This window comes from Pseudarthrobacter chlorophenolicus (assembly GCF_000962805.1).
Lineage (GTDB): Bacteria > Actinomycetota > Actinomycetes > Actinomycetales > Micrococcaceae > Arthrobacter > Arthrobacter chlorophenolicus_A.
On sequence record NZ_JZTW01000030.1, the window covers coordinates 1 to 22,086 of the forward strand.

The following is a 22,086-nucleotide window of genomic DNA, read 5'->3' on the forward strand; positions in this document are numbered from 1 at the left end:
CGGCTGGCCAGCGCCACATCCACGGTGGTGGCGGGGGACTCGGCCCACTCGGGTGCGGCGATGGCCTTGAACACGCTGAGGTGCAGGTCGTTGATGGCGGTGTTGGCCTTCATGATGTCCCGGGCCACCTCGAGGTCGCGGGTCTCCAGGAGGACGGCCAGCTTGTCGGCGATGACCTGGTCCAGCTCCGCCATCTCCTTGAACGTCCCGGTCATCGAAGCGGGGATCACGGTGGACGGGAAGCGAAGGCGCGCAAGCTGCGCGATGTGCCGGGCGAGGTCCCCCATCCGCTCGAGGGAGGCGCTCATCCGCAGTGATCCAACGATCATCCGCAGGTCGCTGGCCACCGGGCCCTGGAGGGCAAGGATGTCGATGGCCCGTTCGTCGAGGCTGTTCTGCAGGAAGTCGATCCGCGCATCCGCGGCAATGACGTCCTGGGCGAGGTCCACGTCCGCCACCTCGAATGATGTGGTGGCCTTGCTTATCGCTTCGCTGACCAGCCGGGAGATCTCCACCAGCTGGTCACCGACCTGGGTGAGTTCTTCCTGAAAAACCTTACGCACGTCGGCGTCCTTTCCTTGGAACTCCCGCACGCCCGCACGAGGGCAGCAGGAATCGTGTCGCCATTCGGCAGTCCAACTGGATACTCTGCCAGCATCCGGTGAACGGTTGATCCCTTGCAGGTGAACGTTAGTTGAACCGTGGGCGCAGGGGGCCCGGACGCGCCGGTAGGCCACCGGCAAGAGCATAAGGTGGACCTGTGGATCCAATGTTCATCGGCCTGATCGCGGGCCTCGTCGGCCTGGCGCTGGGCACGTTCGGCGTGCTTGCCTACCGGGTGAGCGAGAAGCAGCGCCAGCTTTTGGATATGGACGGTGACGAGCCGGGACTGCCGGACGGTGCCGCCGAGGTGCTGGCCGTCGTCGGACGCGCTTTTGTGGTGGTGGACGCCGTGGACGGTGTGGTCCGGGCGAGCCCTGCCGCCTATGCCTACGGCCTGGTCCGCGGCCACACGGTGGTCCACAAGGAGCTGCTGGACATGACTGCGGGGGTGCGGCGCGATGGCGTGATCCTCGAGAAGAAGCTTGAGCTGCCGCGAGGGCCGCTGGGGCAGGGAACCATCATCGTCCAGGTCCGGGCAGCCATGCTGGGTGAGGAATATATCCTCCTCCTGGCCGATGACCGCACGGAAATCACCCGGACCGAGGAAATCCGCAACGACTTTGTGGCCAACGTTTCCCATGAGCTGAAGACGCCAGTGGGCGCCATCTCCCTGCTCGCCGAGGCGCTCGAATCCTCGGCTGACGACGAAATGGCAGTCCGCCGCTTCGCCAAGCGCATGCACAAGGAATCCGGCCGGCTGGCGGCGCTGGTCCAGGACATCATCGAACTCTCCCGCCTGCAGGGCGCCAGCGTGGTGCAGCAGGGCGGTCCCGTTGACGTCAACGCCGTGATTGCCGAGGCCGTGGACCGGTCCCAGCTGCCGGCCGAAAGCAAGAACATCACCATCGTGGTGGGTGGCCGCACCGAGGAGAAGGTCTTCGGTGACCAGGACCTCCTGGTTACCGCGCTGCGCAACCTGATCGACAACGCCATCCGGTATTCACCGCCGAACACCCGCGTGGGCATTGGCGTCCGTTCCAAGGAAGGCCTGGTTTCCATCTCGGTGACGGACCAGGGCGAGGGCCTCAGCGCCGAGGACCAGGAACGGGTTTTTGAACGGTTCTACCGCGTGGATGCCGCCCGGTCCCGCCACACCGGCGGCACGGGTCTTGGCCTGAGCATCGTCAAGCACGTCGCCTCCAACCACGGGGGCGAGGTGACGCTGTGGTCGCAGCCCGGCCAGGGTTCCACCTTCACGCTCCGGCTTCCCGAGATGGAAGGACCCGAGGCAGGGCACGACGGCGACACGGACCTTCCGTCCGCAACTGTCCCGGCGACGGGGCCGGCAGGACCAACGGCCGGACAGCCCACTGTCACCCCAATACCCCGCGCCGCCGGCGCTAAAGAACGAGGAGCTAGCGCTTGAGCAGGATTCTGATTGTGGAGGACGAGGAGTCGTTCAGCGATCCTTTGTCCTATTTGCTGGGCAAGGAAGGGTTCGAGGTGGAGGTCGTGGACAACGGCCTCGATGCCATCACCGAGTTCGACCGCAATGGTGCTGACCTGGTGCTGCTGGACCTTCAGCTTCCCGGGCAGTCCGGTACCGAAGTCTGCAGGCAGCTCCGGCAGCGTTCAACCGTCCCGGTGATCATGCTGACGGCCAAGGATTCCGAAATCGACAAGGTGGTGGGCCTGGAGCTGGGCGCGGATGACTATGTCACCAAGCCGTACTCCTCGCGGGAACTGGTTGCCCGCGTCCGGGCGGTGCTGCGCCGCCAGGGTGAGCCGGAGGAACTGATCTCCTCCACCGTCCAGGCCGGCCCTGTCCGGATGGATATCGAACGCCATGTGGTGAGCGTGGACGGTGAGCAGGTGCTGCTTCCACTGAAGGAGTTCGAGCTCCTGGAGATGCTGCTGCGCAACTCCGGCCGGGTGCTGACCCGTGGACAGCTGATCGACAGGGTCTGGGGTTCCGACTATGTGGGTGACACCAAAACCCTGGACGTCCACGTCAAACGGCTGCGCGGAAAGATCGAACCCGATCCCTCCGCGCCCCGGTTTCTGATGACCGTGCGCGGCCTGGGCTACAAGTTCGAGCCGTAAGTCTTCCTGGCTGCACCCGACTCGCATCCTCAATTTTGACGTGCTGAGTCAGCGGTGCACCCCGTATACGGGGTGCACCGGGAAAGATCTGCGTCGCCGGCAGCCGTAACGGGCAGACAAAAGGGAGGGGCCGTGTGGCCCCTCCCTTTTGTATGTTCGAGCTGTGGCGCGGAGCGTTAGTGGCCCGCGGCGCTCTCCGAAGCGGACGGAGACGGCGTGGCCGAGGTGCTCGGCGACGGCGTGCTGCCGGACGGCAGGTATTCCTTGTACTCGGGCAGCGTGGTGTCCAAGACCGGTACGCGCACGGTGCTGTTCACGTTGGTGCCGTCTTCGCTGACCTGGATATCAACCAATGAGCCGGCCTTGCCGCCGGTGGTGCTGAGGATGGCTTCGTCAGTGGTGTCGTTGAGCAGCGTGGACGAGTTCGCCTTCACGGCAACTTCGGTCTGCGATCCCTCGGCCCCCTTCATGGTCAGCTTCACGTCCTTGGACGAGGAGTTGTAGACAGCGCCGATGACGCGGCCCGGCTGGTCCTCACCCGCGGAGATGATGAGGATGTTCCGGAGCTTCAGCGGGCCCAGGTCGGCACGGATGCCGTCCGACGCGGAGTACTGATGGTTTGTCTGCTGGGGCGTGATGTAGCCGCAGCCCGCGGTCAGCAGGCCAACGCCTACAACGGCGGCCGTAAGTGCCATCTTGCCCCGCCGGGCCCGGTTCATCGCAGTGAAACGCACGTCACGTACTCCTCGAGAGTCTTGAAACATTATTCAGCCCATAGCCTATCCGCAAAGGGGCTCAAACGCGGATTCGGGAGCGTCACATCATCCTTGGCAGCGCATGCGCGATGCACTATTATCTGCGTTCGTCAAGGGGGTGGAGGGGGTCGATTAGGCCGATTTTCCGCGTATTTTCGCGGTTGAGGGCACGTTCCGCGGCCGGTCATATGCCTGAATCGTGATAAACTGGTCTGCGGGAAAGGGGAAATGTCCACATGGTATTTGAGGTCGGCGAGACAGTAGTTTACCCTCACCACGGTGCTGCGAAGATTGAAGAAATCAAGATGCGCACCATCAAGGGCGAAGAGAAAATGTATCTCAAGCTCAAGGTGGCTCAGGGTGATCTGACCATTGAAGTTCCAGCAGAAAACGTTGACCTTGTTGGGGTCCGGGACGTAGTGGGCAAGGAAGGCCTGGAGCACGTGTTTGATGTGCTCCGCGCCGAGTTCACCGAAGAGCCCACCAACTGGTCGCGCAGGTACAAGGCAAATCTGGAGAAGCTTGCTTCCGGTGACGTCATCAAGGTGGCAGAGGTCGTTCGCGATCTGTGGCGCCGGGATCACGACCGGGGCCTTTCCGCAGGCGAAAAGCGAATGCTGGCCAAGGCCCGGCAGATTCTGATCTCAGAACTGGCGCTGGCCGAAAAGACCGACGAGGAGAAGGCTGCAAGCGTTCTCGACGAGGTCTTGGCTTCCTAAGAATTGAGCCCCGGCGGCACGAAAGTGCAGCCGGGGTTTCTTTTTGCCCGAAAACACCCCTGTCGTGCCCCCGGCCAGCCATGTCGGGACGCAGCAGGCACGCGGGACGTAGGCTAGTCCGCATGAGCGAAACACCAACCCGCCCGGTCACCGCTGTGATCCTGGTGGCTGCAGGTTCGGGACAGCGGCTGGGCTACGGCATGCCTAAGGCAGCCGTGCCCTTGGGCGGCGAGACCATCCTGATGCATGCCCTCCGGGGCATCGTCGCATCCGGCGTGTCCACCCAGGTTTGCGTGGTCCTTCCCGAGGGCGACGACGGCCTGCGCTCCCTCTGCGACGCCTTCCGGGAAGAGTTGGCCGACGGCGGCCCGCTCCTGACCGTGGTTGACGGCGGCCCCACCCGGGCAGACTCGGTCCGGCAGGGCATTGGTGCCTTGATGGACGGAATCGAAGCTGTCCTGGTGCACGATGCCGCCAGGGCACTGACCCCCGAAGGGGTCTTCCACCGGGTGGTCGACGCCCTCGCGGCCGGTGCCGAAGCCGTCATCCCTGCTGTCCCGGTGGTGGACACCGTCAAGACCGTGACGCCCACGCCCGCCGGGGACCACGCCGTCGCCCCCGAAATGGTGGCCGGGACCGCTGCACGCGAAAACCTCCGCGCCGTCCAGACACCGCAGGGCTTCAGCGCGGAAACCTTGCGCCGAGCCCACGAAGCAGCGCAGGAACTGGAACCGGGGGAGGCAGCCGCGGTCACTGACGATGCGATGCTCGTCGAGATGGCCGGCACCGACGTCTACGTGGTGCGCGGTTCCACGCAGTCCCTCAAGATCACCACGCCCCTTGACCTCATCTTCGCCGAAGGCCTCCTGGAAGGTCCCCTCGGAGCACGGTGGGTGGAGGGATGAGCGGGGCGGGCATGATCATTCCCCGTACCGGAATTGGCGTGGACGTCCACGCATTCGCTGCCGAGGGCGAAGCGCGGCAGCTCTGGGTAGGCGGGCTCCTCTGGCCGGGCGAGCGTGGCCTGGCCGGACATTCCGACGGTGACCCGGTAGCCCACGCCGCCGCCGACGCACTGTTCTCCGCTGCCGGCATCGGCGACCTCGGCAACCACTTCGGCACCGACCGGCCGGAGTTCGCCGGCGCCTCGGGGGTTACCCTGCTGGCCGAGGCTGCGCGGATTGTCCGGGCGGCCGGCTTTGAAATCGGCAACGTCGCGGTGCAGTTCGTGGCAAACCGCCCCAAGTTCGGACCCCGCCGTGAGGAATCGCAGCAGGTCCTCTCGGATGCTGCCGGCGCCCCGGTCAGCGTCACCGCCACCACCAGCGACGGCCTCGGATTCACGGGCCGCGGTGAAGGGATCTCCGCGGTGGCCACTGCCTTGGTCTACCAGCGCTTTTCCGAATCAATCGGCTAATCGGCATCGGCTAATCTGGAGCGGTGACCCTGCGCTTCTATGACACTGCCTCCGCCGAAGTCCGGAACTTCGTCCCCCTCGTAGCCGGAAGGGCCAGCCTCTACTACTGCGGGGCGACCGTGCAGGGTATGCCGCACGTCGGCCACATCCGTTCCGCCATCGCGTTCGACCAGCTGACCCGCTGGCTGACCCACCGCGGATTGCGGGTCACGGTGGTCCGGAACGTCACCGACATTGACGACAAGATCCTTGCCAAGTCGGAGGCGTCCTTCGCTTCCGGTTTCCAGCCCGAACCGGGCGAGGTTCCGGGCGAGGAATGGTGGGCGCTGGCCTACCGCTACGAGCAGGAATTCCTCAAGGCCTACGACGCCCTCGGTGTCTCCCGCCCCACCTACGAACCCAGGGCCACCGGCCATATCCCGGAAATGCACGCCCTGATCCAGCAGCTGATTGACCGCGGGCATGCCTACCCGGCGCTGGACGATTCCGGCGATGTGTACTTCGACGTCCGGTCCTGGAGCAAGTACGGTGCCCTGACACGGCAGAACATTGATGACCTGCAGGCGGCAGCGGACGCCGACCCCCGGGGTAAGCGGGATCCCCGCGACTTTGCCCTGTGGAAGGGTTCCAAAGAGGGCGAACCTGCCACCGCAAGCTGGCCGTCGCCGTGGGGCGCCGGCCGCCCCGGCTGGCACCTGGAGTGCTCGGCGATGGTGACCAAATACCTTGGCACAGAATTCGACATCCATGGCGGCGGACTGGACCTGCGGTTCCCGCACCACGAGAACGAGATGGCGCAGTCCCAGGCCGCCGGCCACCCCTTCGCCAACTTCTGGATGCACAACGGCATGGTCACCTACGATGGTGAAAAGATGTCCAAGTCCATCGGCAACACCATCAGCCCCAGCGAAATGCTGGAACTCGCCTCGCCCCGCGTCGTGCGCTACTACCTCGGCCAGGCGCACTACCGGTCGATCCTGGACTACCGCCCCACATCCCTGCAGGAGGCCGCCGCCGCCGTCGAACGAATCGACGGGTTCCTGGCGAAGGCCGCGGCGCGCTTCGGCACCGACTTCGGCTTCGTGACGGGGGACTACGGCCCCTCGACGGGTGCAGTTGACGCCTTTTACGCCGCCATGGACGACGACCTGAATGTCCCGCGCGCCCTGGCGGCACTGCATGAGACGGTTCGGGCGGGAAACACTGCCCTCGCCGACGGCGACGACGACTCCGCCCGGAAGGCGATGCACGCCGTCGTCATCATGACCGACGTCCTGGGCCTCAACGCCGTCGCCGGCTCGGAAAAGGCCAGCACACGTGAAGCCGAAGCACTGGCCGTCCTGGTGGAGGCACAGCTTGCCGCCCGTGCCACCGCCCGCGCCGGAAAGGACTGGGCTGCATCCGATGCCATCCGCGACACCCTGAACGAGGCCGGCGTGGTGGTCGAGGACGGTCCGGATGGCGCCACGTGGAGCCTGAAACGGGATTGAGCGTCCGGACCGAAAAGCCCCGGAACCCGATTTTTCTTCGGTCAGTAGACTGGTAGCCGGACTCAGTCAACACAATCAAGGGTGGAACATCATGGCCAACAATGGTCGCCGATCGGTTAAAGCGAAGAAGGGCCCAACCATCGGGACCGGTGGCCATGGCCGCAAGGCCCTGGAAGGCAAGGGCCCCACGCCCAAGGCGGAGGACCGTCCTTACCACAAGGCGCACAAGGCCAAGCAGCTCTCAGAGCGCTCGGCCGCCAAGCGCAACCCCGGTGCCCGCAGCGCCGGTGCGGGCAAGTCCGGCCCCAAGGGCCGCGCCACTGAAGAAGTGGTCACCGGGCGCAACTCGGTGGTGGAAGCCCTCCGCGCCGGCATTCCCGCGAAGGCACTGCACGTCGCCATCCGTATCGAAATGGATGACCGGGTCAAGGAGTCCCTCAAGCTGGCGGCCGAACGCGGCATCCCGCTGCTGGAAACCGGCAAGCCTGAACTGGACCGGATGACCGACGACGCCGTCCACCAGGGCCTCGTCCTGCAGATCCCGCCCTACGATTACGCCGACGCCTACGAGCTCGCCGAAGAAACCGTGGAGAAGTGGAAGAAGGGGCACATCAGCAACGCCCCGCTGTTCGTCGCGCTGGACGGCATCACCGATCCCCGCAACCTTGGCGCCATCATCCGCTCCGTCTCTGCCTTCAGCGGCCACGGCGTGATCGTTCCGGAGCGCCGCTCCGTTGGCGTCACCGCCTCGGCGTGGAAGACGAGCGCCGGCGCGGCGGTCCGCGTGCCGGTGGCCCGGGCCTCAAACCTGAACAGCGCCCTCAAGCAGTTCAAGAACATGGGCATCTTCGTCCTGGGCCTTGACGGCGACGGCGACGTGTCACTGCCGGACCTGAGCCTCGCCACCGAACCGGTGTGCATCGTGGTGGGCTCCGAAGGCAAGGGCCTGAGCCGGCTGGTCCGCGAAAACTGCGACCAGATCGTCTCCATCCCCATTGACTCCGCCATGGAATCCCTGAATGCGTCCATGGCCGTGGGCATCACCCTGTACGAGGTCTCCCGCCAGCGCGCAGCCAAGTAGTGATACCGGGGTCCCGCCGGACGGGTCTTCCCGGCGGGACCTCCCGGCGGGTCCTCCCGTCCGGTCCTCCCGGCGGGTCCTCTCGTCCGGGGGCGGCCCGGGCGTCATGTGTGACGCTGGCGCAGGCCAGCAGCCGCCGGCGGCTACTATTTAGCTAATGGTCATGCCGCTCTTCGACACAGCCTCCACCATGGACGCCTCTACGGCGGTACCCCTCGGTGTCAGCGTTCCGCGCGCCGATTCAGACGGCTCCGGCCCGGTGGCCAGGGGCAGGGCCAACGTTGCCTGCTACGCCCCCGGTGTGCCCAGCCTGGAAGTCGTGTACCAGCCCCCGGGCGGTGAATGGCGCGTCCAGCCTCTGCCGAACGTTACCCACGGTGTCCACCATGGGATTGTCACGGACCTGCCTCCGGGTTCCCGGTATGGCTTCCGGCCCGCCTCCGGCGAGCAGTCGCTGCCTGTAGCGGTACCGGCCAACGGGCTGGACCAGGACGGCAGCCGCCCGCTGCTCGATCCCTATGGCCGGGCCGTGGATCTGCGGGACGGTCTCCTCACCAGCGCCCGCACTGCCGGTGACTTTGACTGGGGAACGGACAGCCGCCTGAGGCTGCCCTGGCGGAACACCATTATCTATGAGGCGCATGTCCGCGGACAGACCATGCTCCACCCCGATGTCCCCGAAGAACTCCGCGGGACCTACGCGGGAATGGCGCACCCGGCAGTCCTTGAGCACCTCAAAGGACTGGGCATCACGTCAGTGCAGCTGCTGCCGGTGCATTTCCACCTGGACGAACCGCACCTGCAGGACCTCGGCCTGACGAATTACTGGGGCTACAACACGGCGGCCTTCTTCGCCCTGCATCCCGGCTACGCCACGCGCGCGGCCCAGGACGCCGGTCCGCAGGCAATCCAGAACGAATTCAAAGCCATGGTCAAGGCTTTCCACGAGGCAGGACTGGAAGTCATCCTCGATGTTGTCTACAACCACACCGCGGAGGGCGGCGCGGATGGGCAGACCATCAGCTTCCGCGGGCTGGGGGAGAACCGGTACTACCGGACAGACGGCAACGGGAAGTACCTGGACACCACCGGGTGCGGAAACAGCCTTAACTTTGCCGAGCCCCGCGTTGTGCAGCTGGTCCTCGACTCGTTGCGGTACTGGGTGGACGAGTTCCACATCGATGGGTTCCGCTTCGACCTGGCCGTGACCCTGTGCCGGAACGGCGATAACGAATTCGACCCCCGGCACCCCTTCCTGGTGGCCGTCGCTGCCGATCCGGTCCTGTCCGACACCAAGCTCATCGCCGAACCGTGGGACGTCGGCTACGGCGGCTGGCAGACGGGCCGGTTCCCCATGGGCTGGGTTGACTGGAACGACCATTTCCGGGATTCCGTCCGGTCTTTCTGGCTCGCCGACCGGGCAGCATTGGAGTCCGGCGGGCAGGGTGGCTCGGTGGCAAAACTGGCAGACGCCCTGTCCGGCTCCGCTGCGCTCTTTGAAGGCTCCGGCCGGTCGCGCCTCGCATCAGTGAACTACGTGACCGCCCACGACGGCTTCACGCTGAACGACCTCGTGTCCTACGACAGGAAACACAACGAAGCGAACGGCGAACAGAACCGCGACGGGCACGGTGATAACCGAAGCTACAACCATGGGGTGGAGGGGCCCTCTGAGGACGGCGAGATCCTGGCCAGTCGCGCCCAGTCGCGCCGCAACATGATGGCATCGCTGCTGATCTCCCTCGGCATTCCCATGATTACCGCCGGAGACGAACTGGCACGCACCCAGCAGGGGAACAACAACGCCTACTGCCAGGACAACGCCCTCACTTGGGTGGACTGGACGCGCACCCCGGAATCACATGAGATGCTCCGCAGCACCAAGCGGTTCATCCGGCTCCGCAAGGAGTTCCTGGCCGCTCAGCCGCACCACTTCCCGGTCCGGGACGAGCAGTCCTACCTGTACTGGTACGACCACAACGGCCAACCGATGTCCATGGAACGCTGGAACGACCCGCAGCACCGCGTGATGCAATTGCTCCTCGGCTCCGACGACGGTGAGCTGGCGGGCCTGGTGGTGGTGAACGGAACCGGCTCGGATGTCACCATTACCCTTCCGCCGCTGGCCGCGGAGGGCACGGGTCCCCGCATGTTCGAACTGCGGCTCACCACCTCCCCGCTTCACGAACAGCGGCAGGGCGGCCTGGTGGCTTCAGGTGAAAAGGACCTGGTGGAGGCCAACTCCATCAGCATCTACCGCAACGCCTAGCCCGGGAATATCGACCATGCGCAACCGCAACATCCTGCCCCTGCTGCTTGCCGCCCTCGTGGTGGTGGCAGTGCTGGTCTTCGGCGGCCAGGGCGTCCTGGGCCAGTTGACGGAGGGCACGACGACGGCCCCCACCACCGGCGCGGCGGCATCCGCGTCCGCGTCCCCGGCGCCGTCTAAACCGGCCCAAGCGGCACCGGCGCCCGCACAAAAGAACCCCTCCGGCCTGCCGGCCATCAGGGAGTCCCAGCTGCCGGCCGAGGGGCGCCGGATCCTGGCCCTGATCCGAGCGGGCGGTCCGTACCGGTACAGCCAGGATGACCAGGCATTCGGCAACTTTGAGGGAATCCTGCCCCGCAGGGACCGCGGTTACTACCGCGAATACACTGTGCCCACACCGGGGGAATCAGACCGCGGCGCCCGCAGGATCGTTGCCGGTGCGGACGGCGAGAAGTACTACACCGGCGACCACTACGAATCGTTCTCGTTCATTACGGAAGGCAGCTAGCAGCACCATGAAGATTTACTCCGGCGACACCTGGACCCTTGAGGAACTCCAGGAGCAGGTGGCGGACGCCGGCCGCCGCAGCCTGGTCATCCCCCCGGCGGACAGCAAACGGGCGGTCCTGGAAACCTTCGGCGAGGTCCTGAGCTTCCCGGAGCACTACGGGGTCAACCTGGATGCCCTCAACGATTCGTTGCATGACTTTGCGGACAGCATCAGCGAAAACGGCAACGCCCCCGTCACTGTCCTCTGGCAGGTCGCCGCCGCCTTCCGCGGCGACCGTTCCTTCGGCGTACTGTGCGAAATCCTGCAGGACGCCGAGAGCTACGCAGGCAAGGACCTGAGGGTCACCGCCGTCCTCCTCTGAACCGACAAAACAGGAGGGAAGCCCGTCGGCTTCCCTCCTGTTTTGATGCTCAACCAGCCTCGCTGGCCTGAATGCTACGCGTTGACGATCAGCCCCAGTTCGGCCTTGGACGCGAGTCCTTCATGCCGCGGCAGGACACGGACGGTGTAGCCGAACGGGCCGGACCTGTCGATCACCAGGGAACCGCTGAAGAGGTGGCGGCCATTGCCCAGGTCCTCCTTCACCTGCAGTTCCATGATGGTGATGTCCGTCAGGGTGTCGCTTTCCTCAGCCCGGCCGTAGGCCACCTCCACACAGGCGTCCTCGGGGGTGAGGCCGCTGAGGGCCACGTACGCGTTGACCTGCAGGGTGTCGCCGATCTGTGGATCCTCGGACACGCCCACCGAATCCACATGCTCCACGTGGACCTGCGGCCAGGCGGCACGGACCTTCGCCGACCAGGACGCCAGGGATCGGGCTTGCGCGTACGAGTTGGCGATGGCGCTGCGCCCCGCCTCGGCAGCCGGGCGGTACAGGATGTTCACGTAGTCCCGGAGCATGCGTTCGGCGGAGACCGCCGGGCCCAGGTGGGACAGGGTGTGCTTGATCATGGAGACCCAGTGCGTGGGCACCTTCTCGGCCGCCGACGTCGAGGGCCCTGCGGCACCTGCGGACTCTGACACCGTGCTGCCGTAGAACCGTGGCGCCACCTGGGTTTCGAGCAGCTCGTACAGGGCTGCCGCTTCGATGTCGTCGCGTTCCTCGGGGGACGCGTCGTTGTTTGCGGTGGGGATCGCCCAGCCGTTCTCACCGTCGTACATCTCGTCCCACCAGCCGTCCAGGACGGACAGGTTCAGCGACCCGTTCAGCGCCGCCTTCATGCCGGACGTGCCGCAGGCCTCCAGCGGGCGCAGCGGGTTGTTCAGCCAGACGTCGCAGCCGGGGAACAGGGTCCGCGCCATGGCGATGTCGTAGTTGGGCAGGAACGCGATCCGGTGCCGGACCTCGGGATCGTCGGTGAACCGGACCAGGTCCTGGATCATCTTCTTGCCGGCGTCATCGGCCGGGTGGGACTTGCCGGCGATCACCAGCTGGATGGGGTGCTCCTTGTGCAGGAGCAGTGCCCTCAGCCGTTCCGGCTCGCGCAGCATCAGGGTCAGGCGCTTGTAGGTGGGGACGCGCCGGGCGAACCCGATGGTGAGCACATCCGGGTCCAGGACGTTGTCCGTCCAGCCGAGCTCGGCGTCGGCTGCACCGCGCTTCTTCCACGCGGCGCGGAGCCGGCGGCGGACGTCGTCCACCAGCGCGGACCGCATCTCGCGGCGCAGCGCCCACACGGCGGCGTCGCTGACGTTGTAGGCAAGGTCCCAGCGGCCGTTCGCCTCCGCCTCGCTGCCAAACTGGTCGCGGGCAAGCCTGGCGATCCGGTCGTCCACCCAGGTGGGCACGTGGACGCCGTTGGTCACCGAGGTGATGGGCACCTCGGAGTGGTCGAAGCCGGGCCACAGGGCGGAGAACATCCCGCGGGACACTTCGCCGTGCAGCTTTGCCACGCCGTTGGCGCGCTGGGCCAGGCGCAGGCCCATCACAGCCATGTTGAAGACAGACGGGTTTCCGTCGGCGTAGTTCTCGCGGCCCAGTTCGAGGATGCGGTCCACCGGCACGTCGGGGGCGAGCCCGGCTTGGAAGAAGTGGCTGATCTGTGCGATCTCAAACCTGTCGATGCCTGCCGGCACGGGGGTGTGTGTGGTGAAGACGGTGGAGGCCCGCCCCGCCGTGAGGGCTTCGTCGAACGTCAGTGCCTGCTCACCGGACATCAGTTCCTGGATACGTTCGATTCCCAGGAAGCCTGCGTGGCCTTCGTTGGTGTGGAACACTTCGGGAGCCGCGGTGCCGGTCAGCTTCTGGAACGCCCTCAGCGCCTTCACGCCACCCATGCCCAGCAGCAGCTCCTGCTGGAGCCGGTGGTCCCCGCCGCCGCCATAAAGACGGTCGGTGATGCTGCGGGCGGCGTCGTCATTGCCGGGGACGTTGGAGTCCAGGAGCAGGAGGGGGACGCGTCCGACGTCGGCCCGCCAGATGTGTGCCAGCAGGCGCCGGCCGTTGGGGAGCGGCAAGGAGACCTGGACCGGTTTGCCGTTACCGTCCGGGGAGGGCTCGCGGAGCAGTGTGAGGGGCAGGCCGTCAGGATCCAGCACAGGGTAGGTTTCCTGTTGCCAGGCGTCCCGGGAGAGGGACTGTTTGAAGTAGCCGGCCTGGTACAACAGGCCCACGCCGATCAGCGGCACGCCCAAATCCGAGGCCGCCTTCAGGTGGTCGCCGGCCAGGATGCCGAGGCCACCGGAGTACTGGGGCAGGACCTCGGTAATGCCGAACTCGGGCGAAAAATAGGCGATGGAAGCAGGAGCTTCCGGTCCCAGGCCCTGGTACCAGCGGGGCTCTTCAAGGTAGCGGTTGAGGTCCGCCTCGGCTGCCCGCACCCTCTCCACCACTGCCTGGTCTGTGGCCAGTTGCTGGAACTCCTCGCGGCTGACCATGCCCAGGAAACCCACCGGGTCCTGGCCGCTTTCCTGCCACAGAGCGGGGTTGAGGCCCGCAAAAAGTTCCCGGGTGGGTCGGTGCCAGGACCAGCGCAAATTGCTGGCCAGCCGGGCCAGGGGCCGGATGGGTTCGGGGAGGACTGTACGGACCGTAAACCTGCGGATTGCCTTCACCTGCGTCACACTAACGGACAACCCCCGCAGCTGTAACCAGCTTTAGGTTTCTTTTGCGTAAATGACAGGGGACGTGAAGCAAATGAAGCACGGCGCAACAAAATACAGTGCGCAGCCTTAGCAATCTCCGTCATTTCTCGCTAACGTCGAGCCTGTGACGACAAACCCAGTAACCAGTGCCGCATCAAAGAAAATGCCCAAGGGACAGATCACCGACGGACTCCGGTTCGGACGTTTTCCGATCACTGCCGTTCAGCCAGTCGTCGAGGGCGGGAAGTTCCCCGCCAAGGCGCTGCCCGGTGAAGGAATCGTCGTGGGTGCCACCTCGTTCCGTGAAGGCCATGACCAGCTAGGCGTCAGCGCCGTGCTCCTCGATCCCTCGGGTGCCGAGCGCCAGCGAGTTCGGCTCGCCCCTCCGCGCGGGGAACGGGGCATGGGAACCGACCGCTGGGAGGGCGTCCTCACGCCGTCGGAAACCGGCAACTGGTCATTCGTCATTGAGGCCTGGCATGACCGCTACGGCACGTGGCACCACAATGCTGAAGTGAAGATCGCCGCCGGCATCGACGTCGAACTCATGCTTGCCGAAGGCGCTGCCCTGCTGCGCGAAGCGTCCACCGAGGACTTCCGTAGCGACTGGGACAAAGGCGTCCTCCGCGACGCCGCCGGCAAGCTGGCTGACCAGTCCCTCAGCACCGAAGAACGCCTGGGTGCCGGGTTCGGCCACGATGTGGCCGGCGTTGTGGCGCACCAGCCTATCCGTGAACTCGTCACCGTTTCCGAGCAGTACCCCCTCCTCGTGGAGCGTGACCGCGCCGGCCGCGGGTCCTGGTACGAGTTCTTCCCCCGCTCCGAGGGGGCGGTCAAGGATCACAACTCCGGCGCTTGGACTTCCGGTAACTTCCGGACTGCAGCGCGGCGGCTTGACGCCGTTGCGGCCATGGGCTTCGACGTGATCTACATGCCGCCCATCCACCCGATCGGCGTGCAACACCGGAAAGGCCCGAACAACACCCTTGTGGCGGGCCCGCACGATCCCGGCTCCCCGTGGGCCATCGGTGCCGCCGAAGGCGGCCACGACGCCATCCATCCCGATCTCGGCTCCTTCGAGGACTTTGACGCCTTCGTGGCCCGGGCCAATGAGCTGGGCCTGGAAGTGGCGCTGGACCTGGCGCTGCAGGCGGCACCTGACCATCCCTGGGTGGCGGCGCACCCCGAATGGTTCACCACCCGGGTGGACGGCAGCGTTGCCTATGCCGAAAATCCGCCCAAGAAGTACCAGGACATTTACCCGCTTAATTTCGATAATGACCCCGAGGGGCTTTCCAACGAAATTCTGCGGATTGTGTTGTTGTGGGTCAGCCACGGGGTAAAGATTTTCCGCGTCGATAACCCGCATACCAAACCCGTGTGGTTCTGGGAATGGCTCATTGCCGAGGTCAACAAATCGGTTCCCGGCGTGGTGTTCCTGGCTGAGGCTTTTACCCGCCCTGCGATGATGCACGCACTGGGCAGGGCAGGCTTCCAGCAGTCCTACACGTACTTCACATGGCGCAACACCAAAAAGGAGATCGAGGAGTACTTCCAGGAGGTCAGCCATGAGTCCCCGGCGTACTTCCGGCCCAATTTCTTCGTCAACACCCCGGACATCCTCACCGAGTACCTCCAGTACGGAGGTCCGGCCGCCTTCAAGGTCAAGGCTGTCCTGGCCTCGACGGCCAGCCCGCTGTGGGGCGTGTACGCCGGCTACGAACTGTACGAGCACGTGGCCCGCCCGGGCGCTGAGGAGTACATCGACAACGAGAAGTTCGAATACAAGGCCCGCGATTGGGACGCCGCTGCCGAGTCCGGCCGGACGCTGGCACCGTTCATCACGCGGCTGAACCACCTCCGCCGTGACCACCCTGCACTCCAGGACCTGCAGAACCTCACGGTCCACCAGAGCACCGATGATTCCACCGTGGTCTACTCCAAGCACAAGACCCTGGCCGACGGTTCCAAGGACACGCTCATTGTGGTGGTCAACGTGGACCCGCATGTCACCAAGGAATGCAGCGTAGCCCTGGACCTGGCGGCCCTGGAGCTGGACCCGCAGGACATCACCCCGGGTGGCGGCTTCCATGTTGACGACCTCATCTCCGGCGAAAGCTGGGAATGGGGCGAGTTCAACTACGTCCGCCTTGACCCGCACGTGGAGCCGGCACACATCCTGAGCGTCAGGAGAATGCCTCGGTGATTTTCAATCCGCAAAGTTCCGGCCAGCACTTCACGCCCAAAAGCACGTTTGAGCTGAATGCTCCGGGTCTCCAGCATGATCCGCTGTGGTACCGGAAAGCCGTTTTCTACGAGGTGCTGGTTCGGGCCTTTGCGGATGCCAACGGTGACGGTTCCGGGGATTTCTCCGGCCTCATCGACCGGCTGGACTATCTCCAATGGCTCGGGGTGGATTGCCTGTGGCTGCCGCCGTTCTTCCAGTCACCCCTGCGCGACGGCGGCTACGACATCTCGGACTACAACTCCGTTCTGGACGAGTTCGGGACCATAAGCGACTTCAAGCGGCTGGTGGCTGAGGCACATGCCAGGGGAGTGCGGGTGATCATCGACCTGCCGCTGAACCACACCTCGGACCAGCACCCGTGGTTCCAGGAATCCCGCAAGGACCCCGACGGTCCCTACGGCGATTTCTACGTATGGAGTGACACCGACGAAAAGTACCAGGATGCCCGAATCATCTTCGTCGACACCGAGGAATCAAACTGGACGTTCGATCCCATCCGCCGGCAGTTCTTTTGGCACCGGTTCTTCAGCCACCAGCCTGACCTGAACTTTGAAAATCCCAAGGTCATCGAGGCACTCTTCGACGTTGTGCGGTTCTGGTTGGACCAGGGCATTGACGGGTTCCGCGCAGACGCCATCCCCTACCTGTTCGAAGAGGAAGGGACCAACTGCGAGAACCTTCCGGCTACCCATGACTTCCTGCGGAAACTGCGCGCCATGGTGGACGAAAGCTACCCCGGCCGGGTCATCATCGCCGAGGCCAACCAGCCGCCCAACGAGGTGGTGGAGTACTTCGGGACGGAGGAAGAGCCGGAGTGCCACATGGCATTCCACTTCCCGATCATGCCGAGGCTCTACTATGCGCTCCGGGACCAGAAGGCCGCGCCCATCATCGAGACCATGCGCGACACTCCGGACATCCCGGACGGAGCCCAGTGGGGCACCTTCCTGCGCAACCACGATGAACTGACGCTCGAAATGGTCACCGCCGACGAACGCGCAGCGATGCTCGGCTGGTATGCACCGGACCCGCGCATGCGCGCCAACATCGGTATCCGCCGCCGGCTGGCCCCGTTGCTGGACAACTCACGGGCTGAGATTGAGCTGATCAACGCCCTGCTGCTGTCCCTTCCGGGCAGCCCGTTCCTGTACTACGGGGACGAGATCGGCATGGGCGACAACATCTGGCTCGAGGACCGTGACGCCGTCCGCACACCGATGCAGTGGAACCCCGACCGCAACGCGGGTTTCTCACACGCGGACCCGGGCAAGCTCTACCTGCCGCCCATCCAGTCGCTGGTCTACAACTACAGCATGGCCAACGTTGAGGCCGAGGCCGCCCACTCCGGATCGCTGCTTCGCTGGACCCGCCAGATCCTCAGCGTCCGAAGAAACCATCCGGCTTTCGGCCTCGGGGCCTTCAAGCACGTCGAAGCCGACCACGACGCCGTCCTGGCTTACCTCCGGGAGCTGCCGGACGGGAATTCCGCAGGATTGAACGGCGAAACGGTCCTTTGCGCGTTCAACCTCTCGCAGCATCCCGTGGCCGCCACTCTGCGGGTGCCCGAATACGCCGGCCGGGGACTGCGCGACGTCTTCGGCGGCCAGGTCTTCCCGGGGATCAACGACGACGGTACGTTGACGCTGACCCTCGGCAGCCACGATTTCTTCTGGCTCCGGCTCCGGTCGGCGACATCGAATCCGTCGTCGCCCTATACACAGGCACTGCCCATCCTGTCGATAGAGAATTGATATGAACCAGCCAATACTGACTCCCGCCCTGACCACGCTCCTCAAGGAATGGCTTCCGAAGCAGCGATGGTTCCCCGTCAACAGCCCCGACTTCGAGATGTCGCAGGCAGGCAGCCTGGGCATTGAGGACCCCTCGGGGCATGCGGGGCTTGCCGTGTTCCTGCTGAGCATCACCACAGGTCCGTCCGACGGCGGCGGCCGCACCTTGGTGGTGCAGGTTCCGCTGAGCTTCCGGTCGGCGCCGGCGGCCGGTATGGAGAGGGCGCTGGTGGGACAGGCAGCCGGAACGGACCCGTCCAGGACCTGGGTTTACGACGCCCTCCACGATCCCGATTTCATCGGTGGCTGGCTGGACCTCATCCGGCATGAAACCAAGGCACGCACCGGCGCGGCCGCAGGCTTTAAGGCATCGGGGAACTACCGGCTCCCCACCGCCCACGGGGTGGTCAAGGTGTTGTCCGGCGAGCAGTCCAACACCTCGGTGATCGTTGACGACGGCGAGTCTGCGGCAATCGTGAAGTTCTTCCGGACACTTTCCGCCGGAACCAACCCCGAAGTTGAAGTGGGCGCAGCCCTCACCGCCGCCGGCACCTCGGAAGTCCCCGCCACGCTGGGCTGGGTCCGGGGTGAATGGCTGGAAAACGGCACCAACGCAGGCGGGACCGCGAGGGGCACCCGCCCGGTGCAGGGCGAGCTTGCCGTGGCGCACGAATTCCTGGCCGGCGGATTGGATGCCTGGCGGCTCGCCGTTGACGCGGCGCGGGCCGGCAGGGACTTCACCGCCGAGGCGCGAGCACTCGGCGCGGCCACGGCCACCGTCCACCGCCGGCTGGCCGAAACGCTTGGCAGCTCAGAAGCTGCCGGGTCCGGCCATGACGTCGCGGCGGGAGTAGCCCGGCGTATCCGCGAGGCCTGGGCCGAGGCCGGTCCCGCCGTCGGCCCCTATGACGAGGCGCTGGGCGCTCTTCTTGACGGGCTCGACGGCGCCAGCGCAGGTCCGCTCCAGCGGATCCATGGTGACCTGCACCTGGGCCAGATCCTGCAGGTGCCCCATGCCGCAGGCCGAACGGAACCGCCCGAGGCCACGGAATCGGAGCCCCGCTGGGCCATCCTCGATTTTGAGGGCGAGCCGCTGCGCCCCATAGATGAGCGGAACGGCCCGGATGTGCCCTTGCGGGACGTCGCCGGAATGCTGCGGTCCTTCGACTACGCGGCCGGTGCAGCCCAGCGCGAGCAGGAGGGGGCCCACGTGCCTGCGTCCTGGGTTGATGACTGCGCGGACGCGTTCCTCGCCGGCTACGCGCGGGTCACCCCCGGCACTGTGGACCGGACCTCGCCGCTGTTTGTGGCATTGTGGCTGGACAAGGCGCTGTACGAAGTTGTTTATGAAATGCGTAACAGGCCCGATTGGCTGGCGATTCCAGTAAGCGCCTCCAGACGGCTCCTGGGCGGTAATGGCGCCGGCGATACCGCCGGCGCAGCATCGGAAGGTAACGAAATGACAGGCACAGCACGAACAGGACGGCCGGGGGCTCCGCTCCCGGTGGACGACGGCACCCTGGGCAAGATTGCCAACGGTGAACACCACGCGCCGCACTCCGTACTGGGGGCGCACCTGGATGACTACGGCCACGTCACCGTCCGCACGGTGAAGCACCTGGCGGAAGCGGTCAGCGTCATCACCGCTGCGGGGGAAGTGCCGATGCAACACGAGGCACATGGGGCCTGGGTAGCTGTACTGGAACCGAGCGAGCACGGGCACGTTCCGGACTACCGCCTGTCCGTCACGTACCCCGGGGCTGACCCAGTCACGGTGGACGAGCCCTACCGGTACCTGCCGACCGTCGGTGAGGTGGACCTGCACCTCATCGGAGAAGGCCGCCATGAAAAGCTCTGGCAGGTCCTGGGTGCACACGTCCAGCATTACAAGTCTTCGCTGGGGGACGTGGACGGTGTTTCCTTTGCCGTGTGGGCTCCCAATGCGCAGGCCGTCCGCGTAAAGGGCGACTTCAACGGCTGGGACGGACGCGAACATTCGCTCCGCTCGCTGGGTTCCTCCGGCATCTGGGAACTCTTCATTCCCGGGGTTGTAGCAGGGGCGTGCTACAAATTCGAGATCCGCACCAAGGCTGGCTACTGGGTGGAAAAAGCGGACCCGCTGGCTTTCGGAACCGAGGTCCCGCCGCTCACGGCATCCCGTGTGGTGGAACCGTCCTACGCCTTCAAGGACGACGAGTGGATGCAGGCCCGCGCCGAACGCGATCCGCATAACTCGGCCATGAGCGTGTACGAGGTCCACCTCGGATCCTGGCGCCTGGGGCTCGGGTACCGCGAGCTTGCCAAGGAGCTCGTGGACTACGTCAAGTGGCTGGGCTTCACTCACGTGGAGTTCATGCCGGTTGCCGAGCACCCCTTCGGCGGCTCCTGGGGCTACCAGGTCACCTCCTACTTTGCCCCGACGTCCCGGTTCGGCCACCCCGACGAGTTCCGATACCTGGTGGACACCCTTCACCAGGCCGGCATCGGCGTCCTGCTGGACTGGGTCCCTGCCCACTTCCCCAAGGATTCATGGGCGCTGGCACAGTTCGACGGCCAGCCCCTGTACGAACACGCTGACCCCACTCTCGGCGAACACCCCGACTGGGGAACGCTGATCTTCGACTTCGGCCGAACCGAGGTGCGCAACTTTTTGGTGGCGAATGCCCTGTACTGGCTGGACGAGTTCCACATCGACGGGCTGCGCGTGGATGCCGTGGCGTCGATGCTGTATCTGGACTACTCCCGTGAGGAAGGACAGTGGCGCCCCAACCGGTTCGGTGGCAGGGAGAACCTCGAAGCGATCTCCTTCCTCCAGGAAGTCAACGCCACCGTCTACAAGACCCACCCCGGCGCTGTCATGATCGCCGAGGAGTCCACCGCGTTCCCCGGCGTGACCGCACCCACCAGCCACGGCGGGTTGGGATTCGGGCTGAAATGGAACATGGGCTGGATGCACGATTCCCTGAAGTACGCCTCCGAAGACCCGGTCAACCGCAAATGGCACCACGGCGGCCTGACGTTCTCGCTGGTTTATGCTTTCACGGAAAACTTCCTGCTGCCCATCAGCCACGACGAAGTTGTGCACGGCAAAGGCTCGATGCTTCGCAAGATGCCGGGGGACCGGTGGCAGCAGCTGGCAAACCTCCGCGCTTTCCTCGCGTACCAGTGGGCACATCCCGGTAAGCAGCTCATCTTCATGGGGACCGAGTTCGGCCAGGAAGCGGAGTGGTCGGAGCAGCACGGGCTGGATTGGTGGCTCGCTGACATCCCCGCCCACAAGGGGATCCAGCTGCTGACCAAGGACCTGAACGAGCTCTACACATCCACGCCCTCCCTGTACGCCCGCGACAACGAACCTGCCGGGTTCCAGTGGATCAACGGCGGAGACGCTGACAGGAACGTACTGTCCTTCATCCGCCGTGATGCGGACGGCAACCCGGTGGTGTGCGCCATCAACTTCTCCGGAGCGCCGCACGCCGGCTACACCCTGGGTGTTCCCCAGGCAGGTGCCTGGACCGAAGTGCTCAACACCGACCACACCACATATGGAGGCTCCGGCGTCCTGAACAACGGAGAGTTGAAGGCCACCGATGAAGGACAGGACGGGCAGCCGGCAACGCTGACCGTCACCCTTCCTCCGCTCGGTGCATCCTTCTTCATTCCGGGAGCGCCGGCACCCCGCTAGGCGTTGCGGCCGGACAGCGCACCGCTGCTTGGGCCAGGAAAGGAGGCCCGGAATCCCTGAGATTCCGGGCCTCCCGCCGTGGGTGGACTGAGTGACGAGGGACCCGACAGGGGCCGGGTTGGCCTTCCCGGCCAAGGGGTGGTAGAGTTTATTTCCGCGCTGCTCCACGGAGTCAGACGGAAAACCGACCACCAAGCCTCACGGCGATGAAGGTCGAGAACGCCGGTTTGACAAGTACGAAGCAGCCGGGTAAGTTTGGAAAGTTGCTCCGGAGCGATCCTGAACGTGTGTTTGGGTGGTGCCGGGTGTGTCTGTTGTTTGAGAACTCAAT

16 protein-coding genes are annotated in these 22,086 nt (G+C 65.4%); 13 read left to right on the plus strand and 3 right to left on the minus strand.

All coding sequences use genetic code 11. The features are described from left to right. Window positions 1–563: phosphate signaling complex PhoU family protein (locus tag UC32_RS19330; RefSeq protein ID WP_045732811.1), on the minus strand; the 563-nt coding region annotated here is incomplete at its 3' end. Between the two features lie 206 nt (window positions 564–769). Here UC32_RS19330 and UC32_RS19335 point away from each other — a divergent pair. Further along, window positions 770–2,029, plus strand: coding sequence for a sensor histidine kinase (locus UC32_RS19335; RefSeq protein WP_045732799.1), 1,260 nt, complete (start codon window positions 770–772; stop codon window positions 2,027–2,029). After that, entirely contained in the window at window positions 2,026–2,706 is a 681-nt protein-coding gene (locus tag UC32_RS19340) for a response regulator transcription factor (protein ID WP_045732800.1), read from the plus strand. Before UC32_RS19335 ends, UC32_RS19340 begins: the two co-directional genes overlap by 4 nt. A 176-nt stretch (window positions 2,707–2,882) precedes the next feature. On the opposite strand, the gene UC32_RS19345 is transcribed toward UC32_RS19340, so the two are convergent. Continuing rightward, a complete protein-coding gene (locus UC32_RS19345) occupies window positions 2,883–3,425 on the minus strand; it encodes a hypothetical protein (RefSeq protein WP_045732801.1) in 543 nt (180 codons plus the stop codon). Between the two features lie 272 nt (window positions 3,426–3,697). On the opposite strand from UC32_RS19345, the gene UC32_RS19350 reads away from it, so the two are divergent. From UC32_RS19350 to UC32_RS19385, 8 genes are all read left to right on the plus strand, one after another. Continuing rightward, window positions 3,698–4,180 carry a CarD family transcriptional regulator gene (locus tag UC32_RS19350; protein WP_011690592.1) on the plus strand — a complete coding sequence of 161 codons (483 nt, stop codon included), beginning with the start codon at window positions 3,698–3,700 and terminating at the stop codon, window positions 4,178–4,180. A gap of 122 nt (window positions 4,181–4,302) precedes the next feature. Continuing rightward, window positions 4,303–5,085, plus strand: a complete 783-nt coding sequence (ispD, locus tag UC32_RS19355) for a 2-C-methyl-D-erythritol 4-phosphate cytidylyltransferase (RefSeq protein WP_045732802.1) — start codon at window positions 4,303–4,305, stop codon at window positions 5,083–5,085. Between the two features lie 11 nt (window positions 5,086–5,096). Next, complete coding sequence (gene ispF / locus UC32_RS19360; RefSeq protein WP_045732812.1) at window positions 5,097–5,597, plus strand: 2-C-methyl-D-erythritol 2,4-cyclodiphosphate synthase; 501 nt, start codon at window positions 5,097–5,099, stop codon at window positions 5,595–5,597. A gap of 23 nt (window positions 5,598–5,620) precedes the next feature. Further along, the gene (gene cysS, locus UC32_RS19365; RefSeq protein ID WP_045732803.1) at window positions 5,621–7,087 is read left to right on the plus strand and encodes a cysteine--tRNA ligase; all 1,467 of its coding nucleotides are present in this window, start codon (window positions 5,621–5,623) and stop codon (window positions 7,085–7,087) included. Between the two features lie 91 nt (window positions 7,088–7,178). After that, on the plus strand, window positions 7,179–8,168 hold the full coding sequence (gene rlmB, locus UC32_RS19370; RefSeq protein ID WP_015936075.1) for a 23S rRNA (guanosine(2251)-2'-O)-methyltransferase RlmB: 990 nt from the start codon (window positions 7,179–7,181) through the stop codon (window positions 8,166–8,168). Between the two features lie 157 nt (window positions 8,169–8,325). Continuing rightward, a complete protein-coding gene (gene glgX / locus UC32_RS19375) occupies window positions 8,326–10,437 on the plus strand; it encodes a glycogen debranching protein GlgX (protein ID WP_045732804.1) in 2,112 nt (703 codons plus the stop codon). A 16-nt stretch (window positions 10,438–10,453) separates the two neighbouring features. Then, window positions 10,454–10,945, plus strand: a complete 492-nt coding sequence (locus UC32_RS19380) for a guanyl-specific ribonuclease (RefSeq protein ID WP_045732805.1) — start codon at window positions 10,454–10,456, stop codon at window positions 10,943–10,945. A 7-nt stretch (window positions 10,946–10,952) separates the two neighbouring features. Next, complete coding sequence (locus UC32_RS19385) at window positions 10,953–11,309, plus strand: barstar family protein (RefSeq protein WP_045732806.1); 357 nt, start codon at window positions 10,953–10,955, stop codon at window positions 11,307–11,309. Window positions 11,310–11,383: 74 nt separating this feature from the next. Here UC32_RS19385 and glgP read toward each other — a convergent pair whose 3' ends face one another. Continuing rightward, window positions 11,384–14,002, minus strand: a complete 2,619-nt coding sequence (glgP, locus tag UC32_RS19390) for an alpha-glucan family phosphorylase (RefSeq protein ID WP_200896421.1) — start codon at window positions 14,000–14,002, stop codon at window positions 11,384–11,386. A gap of 193 nt (window positions 14,003–14,195) precedes the next feature. Here glgP and UC32_RS19395 point away from each other — a divergent pair, with 193 nt between their 5' ends. From UC32_RS19395 to UC32_RS19405, 3 genes are read left to right on the plus strand one after another with little or no spacing between them, the layout of a single operon-like run. After that, window positions 14,196–16,238: an alpha-1,4-glucan--maltose-1-phosphate maltosyltransferase gene (locus tag UC32_RS19395; protein ID WP_045732808.1), complete on the plus strand. Its 2,043-nt coding sequence runs from the start codon at window positions 14,196–14,198 to the stop codon at window positions 16,236–16,238. Further along, entirely contained in the window at window positions 16,235–18,031 is a 1,797-nt protein-coding gene (treS, locus tag UC32_RS19400) for a maltose alpha-D-glucosyltransferase (protein ID WP_045732809.1), read from the plus strand. The genes UC32_RS19395 and treS overlap by 4 nt, the downstream gene beginning before the upstream one ends. A gap of 1 nt (window position 18,032) precedes the next feature. Continuing rightward, complete coding sequence (locus tag UC32_RS19405; protein ID WP_045732810.1) at window positions 18,033–21,755, plus strand: 1,4-alpha-glucan branching enzyme; 3,723 nt, start codon at window positions 18,033–18,035, stop codon at window positions 21,753–21,755. Window positions 21,756–22,086: the final 331 nt, after the last annotated feature.

What these genes read in the sequence shown, in the direction of transcription:
- UC32_RS19335 (WP_045732799.1), top strand. Translation starts at nt 770, where the DNA reads ATGTTCATCGGCCTGATCGCGGGCCTCGTCGGCCTGGCGCTGGGCACG.
- UC32_RS19345 (WP_045732801.1), bottom strand. Translation starts at nt 3,425, where the DNA reads ATGAACCGGGCCCGGCGGGGCAAGATGGCACTTACGGCCGCCGTTGTA.
- UC32_RS19350 (WP_011690592.1), top strand. Translation starts at nt 3,698, where the DNA reads ATGGTATTTGAGGTCGGCGAGACAGTAGTTTACCCTCACCACGGTGCT.
- ispD (WP_045732802.1), top strand. Translation starts at nt 4,303, where the DNA reads ATGAGCGAAACACCAACCCGCCCGGTCACCGCTGTGATCCTGGTGGCT.
- ispF (WP_045732812.1), top strand. Translation starts at nt 5,097, where the DNA reads ATGATCATTCCCCGTACCGGAATTGGCGTGGACGTCCACGCATTCGCT.
- rlmB (WP_015936075.1), top strand. Translation starts at nt 7,179, where the DNA reads ATGGCCAACAATGGTCGCCGATCGGTTAAAGCGAAGAAGGGCCCAACC.
- glgX (WP_045732804.1), top strand. Translation starts at nt 8,326, where the DNA reads ATGGTCATGCCGCTCTTCGACACAGCCTCCACCATGGACGCCTCTACG.
- UC32_RS19380 (WP_045732805.1), top strand. Translation starts at nt 10,454, where the DNA reads ATGCGCAACCGCAACATCCTGCCCCTGCTGCTTGCCGCCCTCGTGGTG.
- UC32_RS19385 (WP_045732806.1), top strand. Translation starts at nt 10,953, where the DNA reads ATGAAGATTTACTCCGGCGACACCTGGACCCTTGAGGAACTCCAGGAG.
- UC32_RS19395 (WP_045732808.1), top strand. Translation starts at nt 14,196, where the DNA reads ATGCCCAAGGGACAGATCACCGACGGACTCCGGTTCGGACGTTTTCCG.
- UC32_RS19405 (WP_045732810.1), top strand. Translation starts at nt 18,033, where the DNA reads ATGAACCAGCCAATACTGACTCCCGCCCTGACCACGCTCCTCAAGGAA.